Annotated in this window: 11 protein-coding genes and 2 rRNA genes (1 of these 13 running past the window's edge); 9 read left to right on the top strand and 4 right to left on the bottom strand. The window is 64.1% G+C overall.

What is annotated here, in order from left to right; translation table 11 throughout:
* Window positions 1–86: 86 nt before the first annotated feature.
* The 6 genes from AN401_RS00180 (at window position 87) to AN401_RS00155 (ending at window position 6,742) form a co-directional block, all read left to right on the top strand.
* A complete protein-coding gene (locus AN401_RS00180) occupies window positions 87–1,463 on the top strand; it encodes a Rieske 2Fe-2S domain-containing protein (RefSeq protein WP_094040518.1) in 1,377 nt (458 codons plus the stop codon).
* Window positions 1,460–1,951: a benzoate 1,2-dioxygenase small subunit gene (gene benB / locus AN401_RS00175; protein ID WP_096778226.1), complete on the top strand. Its 492-nt coding sequence runs from the start codon at window positions 1,460–1,462 to the stop codon at window positions 1,949–1,951. Before AN401_RS00180 ends, benB begins: the two co-directional genes overlap by 4 nt.
* Window positions 1,952–1,968: 17 nt before the next feature.
* Complete coding sequence (gene benC / locus AN401_RS00170; RefSeq protein WP_096778225.1) at window positions 1,969–2,997, top strand: benzoate 1,2-dioxygenase electron transfer component BenC; 1,029 nt, start codon at window positions 1,969–1,971, stop codon at window positions 2,995–2,997.
* Entirely contained in the window at window positions 2,994–3,773 is a 780-nt protein-coding gene (gene benD / locus AN401_RS00165; RefSeq protein ID WP_094040521.1) for a benzoate diol dehydrogenase BenD, read from the top strand. Before benC ends, benD begins: the two co-directional genes overlap by 4 nt.
* A gap of 104 nt (window positions 3,774–3,877) precedes the next feature.
* A complete protein-coding gene (locus AN401_RS00160) occupies window positions 3,878–5,218 on the top strand; it encodes an MFS transporter (protein WP_096778224.1) in 1,341 nt (446 codons plus the stop codon).
* Window positions 5,219–5,518: 300 nt separating this feature from the next.
* Window positions 5,519–6,742: a benzoate/H(+) symporter BenE family transporter gene (locus tag AN401_RS00155; protein WP_094041152.1), complete on the top strand. Its 1,224-nt coding sequence runs from the start codon at window positions 5,519–5,521 to the stop codon at window positions 6,740–6,742.
* A 103-nt stretch (window positions 6,743–6,845) separates the two neighbouring features.
* Here AN401_RS00155 and cysM read toward each other — a convergent pair whose 3' ends face one another.
* Window positions 6,846–7,745 (bottom strand): cysteine synthase CysM, encoded by a 900-nt coding sequence (gene cysM, locus AN401_RS00150; protein WP_094041153.1) that lies wholly within the window; start codon window positions 7,743–7,745, stop codon window positions 6,846–6,848.
* A gap of 164 nt (window positions 7,746–7,909) precedes the next feature.
* Here cysM and AN401_RS00145 point away from each other — a divergent pair, with 164 nt between their 5' ends.
* A complete protein-coding gene (locus AN401_RS00145; protein WP_094041154.1) occupies window positions 7,910–8,263 on the top strand; it encodes a DMT family protein in 354 nt (117 codons plus the stop codon).
* 15 nt (window positions 8,264–8,278) lie between these two features.
* On the opposite strand, the gene AN401_RS20225 is transcribed toward AN401_RS00145, so the two are convergent.
* Window positions 8,279–10,069 carry a PAS domain S-box protein gene (locus AN401_RS20225; RefSeq protein ID WP_096778223.1) on the bottom strand — a complete coding sequence of 597 codons (1,791 nt, stop codon included), beginning with the start codon at window positions 10,067–10,069 and terminating at the stop codon, window positions 8,279–8,281.
* 291 nt (window positions 10,070–10,360) lie between these two features.
* On the opposite strand from AN401_RS20225, the gene AN401_RS00135 reads away from it, so the two are divergent.
* Together AN401_RS00135 and AN401_RS00130 are read left to right on the top strand one after the other, a co-directional pair.
* Complete coding sequence (locus tag AN401_RS00135; protein WP_094041156.1) at window positions 10,361–13,027, top strand: bifunctional acetate--CoA ligase family protein/GNAT family N-acetyltransferase; 2,667 nt, start codon at window positions 10,361–10,363, stop codon at window positions 13,025–13,027.
* Between the two features lie 49 nt (window positions 13,028–13,076).
* A complete protein-coding gene (locus AN401_RS00130) occupies window positions 13,077–13,982 on the top strand; it encodes an aldo/keto reductase (RefSeq protein ID WP_096778222.1) in 906 nt (301 codons plus the stop codon).
* Between the two features lie 118 nt (window positions 13,983–14,100).
* On the opposite strand, the gene rrf is transcribed toward AN401_RS00130, so the two are convergent.
* Window positions 14,101–14,215, bottom strand: a 5S ribosomal RNA gene (rrf, locus tag AN401_RS00125).
* Window positions 14,216–14,294: 79 nt separating this feature from the next.
* A 23S ribosomal RNA gene (locus tag AN401_RS00120) occupies window positions 14,295–15,385 on the bottom strand; it runs 1,799 nt beyond the window's last position.

Raw genomic sequence — 15,385 nt, 5'->3', positions numbered from 1 at the left:
GCCGCCTGCCGGTCGCCCTCCACGGGAGCGGCCCGGGGAGACTCATGCCCTGAACCGGCCGGCGGCCTCACATGGAGTGACGACAGATGACTCGCCAACTCGATCGACTCGAGCACAAGATCCGCGGCGCGGTGGAAGCCGACGCCCAGAGCGGCCACTACCGCTGCGACCGCAGCATCTTCACCGACCAGGAACTGTTCGACCTGGAGATGAAGCACATCTTCGAAGGCAACTGGATCTACCTGGCCCACGAAAGCCAGGTGGAAAATCCCGGTGACTACTTCACCACCACCGTCGGCCGCCAGCCGGTGATGATCACCCGCACCAAGGAAGGCGAGCTGCAGGCACTGCTCAACACCTGCTCCCACCGGGGCGCCACCCTGTGCCGCAAGAAGCGCGGCAACAAGGCCTCCTTTACCTGCCCCTTCCACGGCTGGACCTTCAAGAACGACGGTCAGCTGCTGAAGGCCCGCGACCAGAAGAAGGGCGGCTACCCCGACAGCTTCAGCACCGACGGCTCCCACGACCTGAAGCGGCTGCCGAAGTTCGAATCCTACCGCGGCTTCCTGTTCGGCAGCCTCAACGCCGACGTCAAACCTCTGCAGGAATACCTGGGCGAAACCACCAAGATCATCGACAACATGGTCGATCAGGCGGAAGACGGGCTGGAAGTGCTGCGCGGCAGCTCCACCTATACCTATGAAGGCAACTGGAAGCTGACCGCCGAAAACGGCGCCGACGGCTACCATGTGGGCACGGTGCACTGGAACTACCTGTCCACCATGAGCCAGCGCAACTACGAGAAGGGCGGCACCGAGGCGGTGGACGCCAAGAGCTGGTCCAACGAGGGCGGTTTCTACTCCTTCGACAACGGCCACATGATGCTGTGGACCCGGCTCACCAATCCCCAGGTGCGGCCGGTGTACCAACACCAGCAACGGCTGGAGCAACAGCTGGGCGCGGCCCGGGCCGATGCCATCGTCAACACCACCAAGAACCTGTGCCTGTACCCGAACGTCTACCTGATGGACCAGTTCTCCACCCAGATCCGGGTGCTGCGCCCTATCTCCGTCGACAAGACCGAGATCACCATCTACTGCTGGGCGCCGAAGAACGAGCCGGCGGCCGATCGCGCCAAACGCATCCGCCAGTACGAAGACTTCTTCAACGTCAGCGGCATGGGTACCCCGGACGACCTGGAAGAGTTCCGCGCCTGCCAACAGGGGTACGAAGCCCGCGGCCTGAAGTGGAACGACATGAGCCGGGGCGCCACCCACTGGATCCAGGGGCCGGACGCCGGCGCCGATGCCATCGGCCTCAAGCCCATGCTGAGCGGCGCCAAACCGGAGGACGAAGGGCTTTACGTCACCCACCACCAGCACTGGGTCAAGGAGATGCTGCAAGCCGTAGCAACCGAGCGGGCCCGCCTGATTTCCATCACCGAACAGGAGACTTGCGCATGAGCATGAGCTTCGAACAAATCCAGGCCTTTATCCACCGGGAGGCCCGCCTGCTGGACGACCGCCAGTGGGACGAGTGGCTGCAGTGCTACCACGAAGAGGTGGTGTACTGGATGCCCGCCTGGGACGACGAGGACCGGCTGACCGAGGATCCCCAGCGTGAAATCTCGCTGATCTACTACCCGAACCGCCAGGGCCTGGAAGACCGCGTCTACCGCATCAAGACCGAGCGCTCCGGCGCCAGCTCCTTGCCGGAGCCGCGCACCACCCACCTGACCAGCAACCTGGAGATCCTGGAGCAGGCGGGCAACAGCGTGAAGCTGCGCTTCAACTGGCAGACCAACAGCCACCGCTACAACCAGACCCAGTTCTTCTTCGGCACCTCCTTCTACACCCTGGACACCAGCGGTGAGCAGCCGGTGATCACCGAGAAGAAAATCATCCTGAACAACGACTACATCAATCAGGTGATTGATATCTATCACCTGTAACCGGTGGGGAGAGGATCATGAGCTACAACATAGCCCTCAACTTCGAAGACGGCGTCACCCGCTTCATCAACTGCAACCCGGGGGAAACCGTGCTGGACGCGGCCTACCGCAACCAGATCAAGCTGCCCATGGACTGCTCCGACGGTGTCTGTGGCACCTGCAAGGGCAGCTGCCGCCAGGGCAGTTTCGACCTGGGCGACGACTACCTCGACGAGGCCCTGACCGAGGAGGAAGTGGCCGAGGGCAAGGTGCTCACCTGCCAGATGGTGCCCTCCGGCGACTGCGTGGTGGAGATCCCCGCCCCCTCCACCCTGTGCAAGACCGGCCAGGTGGAGTTCGGCGGCACCCTGGCCGAGGTCAACCTGATCTCCCCCACCGCCATCGAACTCAAGGTGAACGCGGACCAGGAGGTCCCCTTCCTGCCGGGCCAGTACGTCAACATCAAGGTGCCGGGCAGCGAGGAAAGCCGCGCCTACTCCTTCAGCTCGCGCCCGGGCAGCCGGGAGCTGAGCTTCCTGATCCGCAACGTGCCGGGCGGCCTGATGAGCTCCTGGCTGGTGGGCCAGGCCCGGGCCGGCGACCGGCTGAGCCTGACCGGCCCCATGGGCGTGTTCTACCTGCGCCCGGTGGCGCGCCCGGTGCTGATGCTGGCCGGTGGCACCGGCCTGGCGCCCTTCCTGGCGATGCTGGAAGATCTCAGGGCCAAAGGCTGCGACCAGCCGGTGCACCTGATCTACGGCGTGACCAACGACGACGACCTGGTCGGGGTCGAGGCGCTGGAGCGCTTCGCCGCCGAGATCGAACACTTCAGCTTCAAGACGGTGGTGGCCGGCGCCGACAGCGCCCACCCGCGCAAGGGCTATGTCACCAACCATATGGAAGACGCTCCCCTCCAGCACGGCGAGGTGGACGTCTACCTGTGCGGTCCGCCGCCCATGGTGGACGCGGTGCTGGGCTACTTCCGCAGCCAAGGCATACAGCCCGCCTCCTTCCACTACGAGAAGTTCAGCCCCAGCATCACCGCCGTCACGGAGCAGGTAGCATGAGCGCCCGCTTCCAGGACAAGGTGATGGTGATCACCGGCGCCGCCCAGGGCATAGGCCGGCGGGTGGCCGAGCGGGCAGCGGCGGAAGGTGCCCGCCTGGTGCTGGCGGATCTGGCGGATTACGTGCACGAGCTGGCGGCCGAACTCGAACAACAGGGCGCCGAGACCCTGGCGGTGCAGGCCGATCTGGAAAGCTGGGACGGGGCCGAGACCCTGATGACCAAAGCCCATGAGCGGTTCGGTCGCATCGACGTGCTGGTCAACAACGTGGGCGGCACCATCTGGGCCCAGCCTTACGAGCACTACAGCCCGGAGCAGATCCAGAAGGAAATCCAGCGCTCCCTGTTCCCCACCCTGTGGTGCTGCCGGGCGGTGCTGCCCCATATGGTGGCGCAGCGTCACGGCGCCATCGTCAATGTGTCGTCGGTGGCCACCCGCGGCCTGATGCGGGTGCCCTACGGCGCCGCCAAGGGCGGGGTCAACGCCATGACCGTCAACCTAGCCTTTGAATACGCCGAACACGGTATCCGGGTCAACGCCACCGCCCCCGGCGGCACCGAGGCACCGCCCCGGCTGACCCCGCGCAACAGCGAGGCCCAGGGCGAACGGGAACGGCAGTGGTACCAGACCCTGGTCGAGCAGACCAAGGCCACCAGCCTGATGCACCGTTACGGCACCCTGGACGAGCAGGCGGCGGCCATTTTGTTCCTCGCCTCCGACGAGGCCAGCTATATCACCGGCACCATTCTCCCCGTGGCGGGCGGAGATCTGGGCTGATACACGAAAAGGCGGCCGGAGGAATCGACCGCCTTTACATCGGAACTGCGGGGGCCCAGGCCCCCGGACTCCAGACTTAAGGACATAATGCGGAGTAACACCTGATGAAACATATCGATGTCAACGACACCATAGACAACGCCAGCTTCACCCCCTTCCACTGGAAGGTGCTGTTCTGGTGCACCCTGATCATCATTTTCGACGGCTACGACCTGGTCATTTACGGGGTGGTGCTGCCGATCCTGATGGATCAGTGGTCGCTCAACCCCTACGTGGCCGGCCTGCTGGGCAGCAGCGCCCTGTTCGGCATGATGTTCGGGGCCATGGGCTTCGGCATGCTGTCGGACAAGCTCGGCCGCAAAAACACCATACTGATGTGCGTGGTGCTGTTCAGCCTCACCACTGTGCTCAACGGCCTGGCCGCCAATCCCTGGCAGTTCGGCATCCTGCGCTTTATCGCCGGCCTCGGCATCGGCGGCGTCATGCCCAATGTGGTGTCGCTGATGAGCGAATACTCGCCCAAGAAGAACCGCAGCACCCTGGTGGCGCTGATGTTCAGCGGCTACGCGGTGGGTGGCATGATGTCCGCCGGCCTCGGCATCTGGATAGTGCCCAACTACGGCTGGGAGATCATGTTCTACCTGGCCGCCGCCCCCCTGCTGCTGCTGCCGCTGATGATCAAGTACCTGCCCGAGTCGGTGGCTTTCCTGATGGCGCAGAACCGCCAGGAAGAAGCCCGGGTGCTGCTGCAGAAGGTGGCGCCGGAGCGGCAGATTCGCGGTGAGGACAAGCTGGTGGTGCCGCCGGTCAAGGAGCAGAAGGCGCCGGTGCTGGAGCTGCTGCGCGGCGGCCGTGCCCTCAGCACCCTGATGTTCTGGACCGCTTTCTTCTGCTGCCTGCTGATGGTCTACGCCCTCGGCTCCTGGCTGCCCAAGCTGATGTCCATGGCCGGCTACGCCCTGGGCTCCAGCCTGATGTCGCTGATGGTGCTGAACATCGGCGCCATCGTCGGCGCCGTGGGCGGCGGCTGGCTGGCCGATCGCTTCTCGCTGCGCTCGGTGCTGGTGACCTTCTTTATGCTGGCCTCCGCCTCCCTGGTGCTGCTCGGCTATCCCCACCCCATGTGGCTGCTGTACAGCCTGATGGCCGTGGCCGGCGCCACCACCATCGGCTCGCAGATCCTGCTGTATGCCTATGTGGCCCAGTTCTACCCGGCCAGCATCCGCTCCACCGCCCTCGGCTGGGCCTCTGGCATCGGCCGCAACGGGGCCATCGTCGGTCCCATGCTGGGCGGCACCCTGCTGGCCCTGGCGCTGCCGCACCAGATGAACTTCCTGGTGCTGGCGATACCGGGCGCCATCGCCACCCTGGCCATCGCCCTGGTGGGCCGGCGCCTCGGCGCCAGCCAGCCCGCCGCCGAAGCCGGCGCGGCGACCCAAGGCTGATCCCTCGCGGCGATAACCATGGCCCCGGCCTTGTGCCGGGGCTATCAGTTTGTCGACAAAGCCGTCATCATGGCCCGAAGAAGTCGGCCAAAGGGCCAACTCCGCCGACACGCTTCAAGCACATCCATGTGTCGCTCGGCACATGCCATCCCTGGCATGTGACGGTCGGCGGAGCCGTTCCCTTTGTCCGCCTATTTGAGCATGGGTGCTACTGGATTGGGCGACTCCGAAAGTTTGTCGCGGCCTGATAGAACCCGCTATTTATCCCTCATATTGCTTTATTTTCAGAAGGAGCCGGATATGACCTCTTTTCTGCGCGATCTGTCGCTGCCGGCGGTGGCCGCGGGCTTTCTGGCGGTGCTGGTGTCCTACGCCGGGCCGCTCGCCATCTTCTTCCAGGCCGGCGCCAGCGCCGGCGTGTCCCAGGAGATGATGACCTCCTGGGTATGGGCCATTTCCCTCGGTGCCGCCGTCTCCGGCATGGTGCTGTCGCTCTGGCTCAGGGTGCCCGTGGTCACCGCCTGGTCGGCCCCGGGCACCGCCCTGCTGGTGACCCTGTTTCCCGGGCTGTCGCTCAACGAGGCGGTGGGCGCCTACCTTACCGCCGCCGCCATCACCCTGGTGATCGGCCTGTCCGGCAGCTTCGACGCCCTGGTGCGCGCCATTCCCAAAGGCGTGGCCGCCGGCATGATGGCCGGCATCCTGTTCCAGTTCGGGGTGGGTGCCTTCACCGCCATCGACGGCTCCCCCGCCCTGGCCCTCGGCATGCTGGCCGCCTATCTGCTGTGTCGCCGGCTCTGGCCCAAGTACAGCCTGATCCTGCTGCTGCTGGCCGGCATACTGCTGGCGATGGTGCTGGAGGGGGCGTCGCTGGCCGGCCTGCGCTGGGAGCTGGCCACCCCGCAACTGATCAGGCCGGAATGGTCGCTGGCCGCCACCCTGGGCCTGGCGCTACCGCTGGTACTGGTCAGCCTGTCCGGCCAGTTCCTGCCGGGCATGGCGATACTGCATGGCGCCGGCTACCCGGTCGGGGCCAGGCCCGTGCTCGGCGTGACCAGCCTGGTGTCCCTGCCCATGGCGCTGTTCGGCGGCATCAGCATAGTGGTGGCCGCCATCACCGCCGCCATCTGCGCCGGCAAGGACGCCCATGAGGATCCCAAGCGGCGCTATGTGGCCGGGGTGTTCAACGGCGTCTTCTACCTGGTGGGCGGCCTCTTCGCCGGCACCATAGTGAGCCTGTTCACCTCGCTGCCGGTGGCCTTCGTGGCGGTGCTGGCCGGCCTGGCCCTGCTCGGCGCCATCGGCGGCAATCTGGTGACCGCGCTGGAGGAGCCGAAGGGGCGGGAAGCCGCGCTGATCGCCTTTATCGTCACCGCCTCGGGGCTGTCGCTGTACGGGCTGTCGTCGGCCCTGTGGGGCGTGGTGTTCGGCCTGGCCGCCCACCTGGTACTGAATGGCAGCCCCGGCGGCCGCCGGGCTCCCTGGCGGGAATGGCGGCGCGCCCGGGGGCAGAAAGCGTCCTGAGCCATAAAGCCGGAAGCCGGAAGCCGGAAGCCGGAAGCCGGAAGCCGGAAGCCGGAAGCCGGAAGCCGGAAGCCGGCCATCTTCAAGCTTCCAGCGATCGGCTTCAAGCCTGGATGCCGTTGAACACCCCGGATGACAGGTAGCGATCGCCCCGGTCGCAGATGATGGCCACGATCAGGGCATCGTCGACCTGCTCCGCCAGCCGGAGGGCGCCGGCCACGGCGCCGCCGGAACTGATCCCGCAGAAGATGCCTTCCTCCCGCGCCAGCCGGAGCATGGTGTCCACCGCCTCCGCCTCGCCGATGTCCAGCACCTGATCCACCCGGCTCTTGTCAAAGATGCCCGGCAGGTAGGCCTCGGGCCAGCGGCGGATGCCGGGGATCTGGCTGCCCTCGCCGGGCTGCAGGCCGACGATTTGTATGGCGGGGTTCTGCTGCTTCAGGTATTGCGACACCCCCATGATGGTGCCGGTGGTGCCCATGCTGGACACAAAGTGGGTGAGCAGTCCCCCGGTCTGGCGCCAGATCTCCGGCCCGGTGGTCAGCAGGTGGGCTTGCGGATTGTCCGGGTTGTTGAACTGATCCAGGATGACGCCCTTGCCCTCGGCGGCCATGCTATCGGCCAGGTCCCGGGCCCCTTCCATGCCTTCTTCCTTGCTGACCAGGATCAGCTCGGCGCCATAGGCCCGCATCGAGGCCTTGCGTTCTTCGGTGGCGTTGTCGGGCATGATCAGCACCATGCGGTAGCCCTTGATGGCGGCGGCCATGGCCAGGGCGATGCCGGTATTGCCGCTGGTGGCTTCGATCAGGGTGTCGCCGGGCCGGATCCGGCCCCTGGCCTCGGCCTGGCGGATCATGTTGAGCGCCGGCCTGTCCTTGACCGAGCCCGCCGGGTTGTTGCCTTCCAGCTTGACCAGCACCTGGCTGCGGGTGTGGCCGGCCAGCCGCTGCAAGCGCACCAGGGGGGTGTTGCCGACAAAATCTTCGATGGTGGGAAACTGCATCTTGAACCTTGGTGACATGGCGTTTCCACCAGTCTACCCGCCACCGGGCCCGGGAACCACAGGAACGCGTCGTGATGAAAAAAACCACAGTGCCGGGACGCCACCATCTTGTGCAAGTTTGCGCCAGGCCCGATAATCCGCGCGCCTTATCCGGAGATCATGTCATGAACCCTTTGCTTATCACCATCGGCCTGCTGACGCTCAGCAATATCTTTATGACCTTCGCCTGGTACGGCCACCTGAAGAACATGCAGAACAGCCCCTGGATCTGGGCCGCCCTGATCAGCTGGGGCATCGCCCTGTTCGAATACCTGCTGCAGGTGCCGGCCAACCGCATCGGCGTCCAGGTGGTCAACGTGGGCCAGCTGAAGATACTGCAGGAGGTGATCACCCTGTCGGTGTTCGTGCCCTTCTCCATCCTCTACCTGAAGGAGCCCTTCCGCATGGACTTCGTCTGGGCCGGGCTCTGCCTGCTGGGCGCCGTTTTCTTTATGTTCCGGGAGCGGCTGTTCGGCTGAGCCTCCCGGCGGCAGCTATTCGGTCTGCTCGAGCCGTTGCAGGGAATCCGCCAGGCCTTCGATGCGCACCTTGGTGTCGCCCAGCAGCCGGCTGATCTCGTCCGCCGAGGCCCGGGAGCGGGCCGCCAGGGTGCGCACCTCGTCGGCCACCACCGCGAAACCCCGTCCCTGCTCCCCGGCCCGCGCCGCCTCTATGGCGGCGTTCAGGGCCAGCAGGTTGGTCTGTTCGGCGATATCGTTGATGGTGCGGGCGATATGCTGGATTTGATCGCTCGAGCCCAGCACTTCCCCCATGGCGTTGTTGGTCTCTTCGATGGTGCGCTTGCGCAGGCTGATATCGGAGCCGTACATCACCACCTTGGCCAGGTGCTGGTTCACATCCAGGATGGGGGTGAAGGTCACGTCGAGCCAGACCACCTGGCCAGCTCCGTCAGGCACTTCCAGATCCCGCTGCAGGCTCCGGCCCTGTTGCAGTTGCTGCCAGCTGTCCTCGCCCAGCAACTGGCGCAACCGCCCCAGGGGCCCCGAGGCCATGGCGGCGTGATCCCGGTGCATCAGCTTGTCGAGCAGGGCATTGGTATAGCTGAGTTCGCCGCTACCGTTCCATTCGGCCACCGCAAAGGAAGAGCCGATGGCCTCCAGCCGGGCATTGAACTCCAGCGCCTTGGACTTGGTCTCGGTGATGTTGACCTGGATGGAGATAAAGCGCTCCAGCTTGCCCTGCTCGCTGAACACCGGGTTGATGGCGAGCGACACCCAGTAGGGGTTGCCCTGCTTGTCGTAGTTGAGAATTTCGTCGTAGAAGGCCTGCTGGCGGGACAGGTAGTCGCGGATCCGCGCCCGGGTGGCCGGATCGGTCAGTTCACCCTGCAGGAAGTCGCCGGGCTTGCGGCCCCTGACCTCGTCCAGGCTGTAACCGGTCAGGCTGCAGAAGCCCGGGTTGACGTACTCGATGCGCCCCTCGGCATCGGTGATGATCACCGAGTTGTTGGTGCGGTTGGCCACCAGTGACAGCAGCCGGAATTCCTCCCGCCGCTCCACCTCGGCGGTCACGTCCTTGAGGAAGGCGGTATAGATGATGCGCCCGTCGAGCTGCACCTTGGACAGGGCCAGGGTGGCCCACAACCGGCTGCCGTCCTTGCGGAATACCGGCACTTCGCGGCTGGTGCCGACGATCTTGTCCTGGCCGGTGCGGCGGTTGGCATTCACATAGTTGTCATGGTTGGGGCGGATATCGTGGGGCACCAGCATCTTGACGTTCTGTCCCAGCACCTCGGCCCGGTCGTAGCCCCAGAGCCGCTCCGCCGCCTGGTTGAAGAAGGTGACGGTGTTGTGTTCGTCTATGGTCACCACGGCGTCGATGGCCTGCTCCAGGGTCTGGTTGATCATCTCCCGCATGTTGTGCTCGGCGGTGATGTCGCGCACGAAGGCGGTGTAGCCGATATCACGGCCCAGTTTATAGCGGGAAAGGGACAGGCTCACCCACACCATCTGGCCGTCCTTGCGCTGCAGCTGTACCTCGCGACTGGTGCCGACGATACGGTTCTCCCCGGTGTCCCGGTTGCGGTTGACGTAGCCGTCGTGGGCGGCGCGGATGGCGCCGGGCACCAGCATATTGACGTTGTTGCCCAGCACTTCGTCCCTGCGGTAGCCCCACAGCCGTTCCGCCGCCGGATTGAAGTAGACGACCCTGTTGTGCTGATCGATGCTCACCACGGCGTCGATGGCGTGTTCCAGTGCCTCGCGCAGCCGGCCATTGCCGCTGCGCCCCTGGCGGAAAAATCCCAGATGCTTGCTCAAACCCATAATGATTATCCTTAATCGTGCCCGCCTGAATAAAACTAGACGCATATGAGAACAACGACCAAGGGCGGCGGAAAAATTAACATGCCCTTGCACGCCCGCCCCCGGTCTCCGGCTTTATCATACTCAAACAGAACTTGCGGCAAGACAAGCCACGCCCTCGTGCAGGATGCTAGATTCGTATCACCCAACCCTGACACCCGCTCACGCCACTAAAAATGAAATCCGGATCAGTATCTTATAATGTGCTAGAACCACTCGGGCCCAGTCCCCTCATCCACTCAAGGAGTCGCTATGCCGCTGCAAGGACTTGACGCCCTCTTCCGGCCCGCCAGCATCGCCGTGATCGGCGCCTCCCACCGGGACAACGGCGCCGGCAAGCTGGTGATGAAAAACCTGCTGGCCGGCAACTTCAGCGGCCCGGTGATGCCGGTCAACCCCAAGTACGACGCCGTGGCCGGGGTCATGGCCTATCCGGACATCCAGAGCCTGCCACGAGTACCGGATCTGGCCATCATCTGCACCCCGGCCGCCAAGAATCCCGGCATCATCGACCAGCTCGGGCGGAAAGGCTGCAAGGCCGCCATCGTCCTGGCCGCCGGCACCAACGGCGAACAGCTGGCGCAGATGAAAGACGGCGCCCGCCGCCACGGCATGCGCCTGCTCGGCCCCAACAGCATGGGCGTGATACTGCCGCACCTGGGTCTGAATGTGAGTTTCGCCCCCTTCCCCGCCAAGCCGGGCCGCATCGCCTTCGTGTCCCAGTCGGCGGCGGTATGCGCCACCATCCTCGACTGGGCCCGCCACAACGACATCGGCTTCTCCCACTTCATCTCCCTGGGTGACGCCAGCGACATCGACTTTGCCCAACTGCTCGACTACCTGGCCCGGGACCGGCACACCAACGCCATACTGCTGTACATGGACGCCATCCAGGACGCCCGCACCTTTATGTCGGCGGCCCGGGCCGCATCGCGCAACAAGGCGGTGCTGGTGGTCAAGAGTGGCAAGACCCGGATCGGCGCCCAGCTCGGCCACCTGCACACCGGCGGCGACGTGGGGCTGGACGCGGCCTACGATGCCGCCATCCGCCGGGCCGGCATGCTCAGGGTAAGGGATACCCATGACTTGTTCGCGGCGGTGGAAACCCTCAACCATGCCCAGAGCCTGCGCGGCGAGCGGCTGGTGATCCTCACCAACGGCGGCGGCCCGGCGATCATGGCCATCGATACCCTGCTGGCCCGGGGCGGCAAGCTGGCTTCCTTGAGCGAGGCCACCCTGTCGGCCCTGGACAGGGTGCTGCCGCCGGCCTGGTCCCATACCAACCCCATCGACATCGTCGGCGATGCACCGGTGGAGCGCTATATCGCCAGCCTCAAGGTGCTGCTCGACAGCGACGACTTCGACGCCATCCTGATCATGCATGCCCCTTCCGCGGCGGTGAACAGCACCCTGGTGGCCAGGGAGCTTATTCAGGTGATCAAGGAGCACCCCCGGGCCCGGCGCTTCAACATCCTCACCAACTGGTCGGGGGAAACCAGCGTGTTCGAGGCCCGCCGCTGCTTTACCGAGGCCGGCATACCCACCTACCGTACCCCGGAAAGTGCCGCCGGCGCCTTTATGCACCTGGTGGAATACCGCCGCAACCAGAAGCAACTGATGGAAACCCCGGAGTCCGTCTCCGACATGCCGAGCGACGCCGAGACCGTCAAGGCACTGATCCAGGAGGCTTTCCAGCAGGGCCTCCAGCAGTTGGACACCCACGAGGTCAGCCGGCTGATGGCCGCCTACGGCATCCAGACCCTGCCCACCTGGATTGCCTCGGACGCCACCGAAGCGGCCCATATCGCCGAGCAGATCGGCTATCCGGTGGTGATCAAGCTGCGCTCCCCGGATATCGCCCACAAGTCCGACGTTTCCGGCGTGGTGCTCAACCTGCGCTCGGCGGCGGAGGTGGCCCAGGCCGCCGACGCCATTCTCGATCGGGTCCGGCAAACCTTTCCCAGCGCCCGCATCCACGGCCTGCTGGTCCAGCGCATGGCCCGGCGGGCCGGCACCCAGGAGCTGCACATCGCGGTGCGCTCGGATCCGGTGTTCGGCCCGGTGATACTGCTGGGCGACGGCGGCGTCGACTGGGAAGGGGAAGAGCAGGCGGCGGTGGCCCTGCCGCCGCTCAACATGACCCTGGCCCGCTACCTGGTAATCCACGCCCTGAAAAGTGGCAAGGTCAGGGCCAACCGCTCCCAGCAGGCCCTGGACATGGAGGCCGTCTGTCGGGTGCTGACCCAGGTGTCCCACCTTATCATCAACCATCCGGAGATCACCCGGCTCGACATCCATCCCCTGCTGGCCACCGGCAAGGAGATGATCGCGCTGGATGTCAGCCTCAGGCTCAGCCCCTTCGAAGGCGACGGCCAGGCCAGGCTGGCCATCCGTCCCTATCCCAAGGAATGGGAGGAGCAGGCCCGGCTGAAGGATGACAGCCCCATACTGCTGCGCCCCATACTGCCCGAAGACGAGCCGGCCCATAAGGAGTTTGTCGCCCACGTGTCCGATGAGGACAGGTACAAGCGCTTCTTCGCCGATGTGGTGATCGGCCATGAGGAGCTGGCTCATATGACCCAGATCGATTACGACCGGGAAATGGCCTTCGTGGCGGTGGCCGGCAACGGCGATATTCTCGGCGTGGTCAGGGCGGTCTCGGATCCGGACAACAGCGACGCCGAGTTCGCGGTGCTGGTGCGCTCCGATCTCAAGGGGGTGGGCCTGGGCCGGCTGCTGATGGAAAAAATCATCCGTTATGCCCGGCAACGGGGCCTGCACAGCCTGAGCGGCATCACCATGCCGTCCAACAGGGGGATGGTGGTACTGGCGCGCAAGCTGGGATTCAAGGTGACGATGCACCTGGAAGACGGCATAGTGGAACTCAGGCTGGCCCTCGACCAGGCCGGTGCAGAATGACGTATAGTTGGCAAAACATCATTATTTTTTCATAACAGGGAGTTCCGCCATGTCCGTTACACGCGTATTAGTCAGCCCCGAAGGCCCCAAGTTTTCCCGCCTGATCATGGGCTACTGGCGGCTGCTGGAATGGCAGATGTCGCCCCAGGATCTGCTCCGGTTTATCGAACAGCACCTGGAACTCGGTATCACCACCATCGACCATGCGGATATCTATGGCAGCTACGGCTGCGAGGCGGCCTTCGGCCAGGCGCTGAAACTCAAGCCCGGCCTGCGCGAGCAACTGCAGATCGTCACCAAGTGCGGCATCGCCCTGCCTTCCGCCGCCCATCCCGGCCACCAATTGCCCCACTACAACAGCGAAAAGGCCCATATCATCGCCTCGGCGGAGCAGTCGCTGCGCCATTTCGGCACCGATCACCTGGATCTGCTGCTGATCCACAGGCCCGACTACCTGATGAACGCGGATGAAATGGCCAAGGCCTTCAACAACCTGAAGAAAAGCGGCAAGGTCCGCCATTTCGGGGTATCCAACTTCACCCCCAGCCAGTTCGAGCTGCTGCAGTCCCGGCTGGACTACCCGCTGGTCACCAACCAGGTAGAGATATCTCCCCTCTACCAGGACACCCTCACCGACGGCACCCTGGATCAATGTCAGCGGCGGCATTCCAAACCCATGGCCTGGTCCTGCCTGGGCGGCGGTCGACTGTTCAAGGATCCGGCCTTCCAGGCACTGCGGGATGAGCTGGCACAGATCGCGCTGGAAGTGGATGCCGCCACCATAGAGCAGGTGGTCTTTGCCTGGGTCATGATGCTGCCCAGCCAACCGCTGCCGATCATCGGCTCGGGCAGGATTGAACGAGTCAGCCAGGCGGTACAGGCCGAGCATATCCAGCTCAGCCGCCAGCAGTGGTACCGCATCCGCCGGGCAGCCCTGGGTCGGGACGTGGACTGACATCAGAAGCAAACACGCCCCTCGCCTCGCCGAAGGGGGGGCTGCTGCAAGAGCGGCTCTGGTCAGCCGAAAACACAAAAAACCCCGACACTTTCGTATCGGGGTTTTCCAATTGGGTGCCTGGCAGTGACCTACTTTCACATGGCAGCTGCCACACTATCATCGGCGCGGGTGCGTTTCACTTCTGAGTTCGGCATGGGGTCAGGTGGGACCACAACGCTATCGCCGCCAGGCATAAACTTTAATCCGGAAAAGCTGTCTTCGATGAATTTGTTCTCGAAACCGCAAGGTCTCACACTTCTTGGGTGTTGTATGGTTAAGCCGCACGGGTCATTAGTACAGGTTAGCTGCACGTATCGCTACGCTTCCACACCCTGCCTATCTACGTCCTAGTCTCGGACGGCCCTTCAGGAGGTTCTAGACCTCTGGGATGACTCATCTCGGGGCTCGCTTCCCGCTTAGATGCTTTCAGCGGTTATCGATTCCGAACTTAGCTACCGGGCAGTGCCATTGGCATGACAACCCGAACACCAGCGGTTCGTTCACTCCGGTCCTCTCGTACTAGGAGCAACCCCCCTCAATCATCCAACGCCCACGGCAGATAGGGACCGAACTGTCTCACGACGTTCTGAACCCAGCTCGCGTACCACTTTAAATGGCGAACAGCCATACCCTTGGGACCGACTTCAGCCCCAGGATGTGATGAGCCGACATCGAGGTGCCAAACACCGCCGTCGATATGAACTCTTGGGCGGTATCAGCCTGTTATCCCCGGAGTACCTTTTATCCGTTGAGCGATGGCCCTTCCATTCAGAACCACCGGATCACTATGACCTGCTTTCGCACCTGCTCGACCTGTCCGTCTCGCAGTTAAGCTGGCTTATGCCATTGCACTAACCGTACGATGTCCGACCGTACTTAGCCAACCTTCGTGCTCCTCCGTTACGCTTTGGGAGGAGACCGCCCCAGTCAAACTACCCACCAGGCACTGTCCGCAACCCCGATTAGGGGCCTACGTTAGAACATCAAACATACAAGGGTGGTATTTCAAGGTCGGCTCCACGGCAACTGGCGTCACCGCTTCTCAGCCTCCCACCTATCCTACACATGTAGGGTCAATGTTCAGTGCCAAGCTATAGTAAAGGTTCACGGGGTCTTTCCGTCTAGCCGCGGGTACACCGCATCTTCACGGCGATTTCAATTTCACTGAGTCTCGGGTGGAGACAGCGTGGCCATGGTTACACCATTCGTGCAGGTCGGAACTTACCCGACAAGGAATTTCGCTACCTTAGGACCGTTATAGTTACGGCCGCCGTTTACCGGGGCTTCGATCAAGAGCTTCACCTTGCGGCTAACCCCATCAATTAACCTTCCGGCACCGGGCAGGTGTCACACCGTATACG

Source organism: Zobellella denitrificans (assembly GCF_002407485.1).
GTDB lineage: Bacteria > Pseudomonadota > Gammaproteobacteria > Enterobacterales > Aeromonadaceae > Oceanimonas > Oceanimonas denitrificans.
Note: the sequence above shows the minus strand (reverse complement) of the source record. Positions and strands in the feature narration are given on the sequence as shown.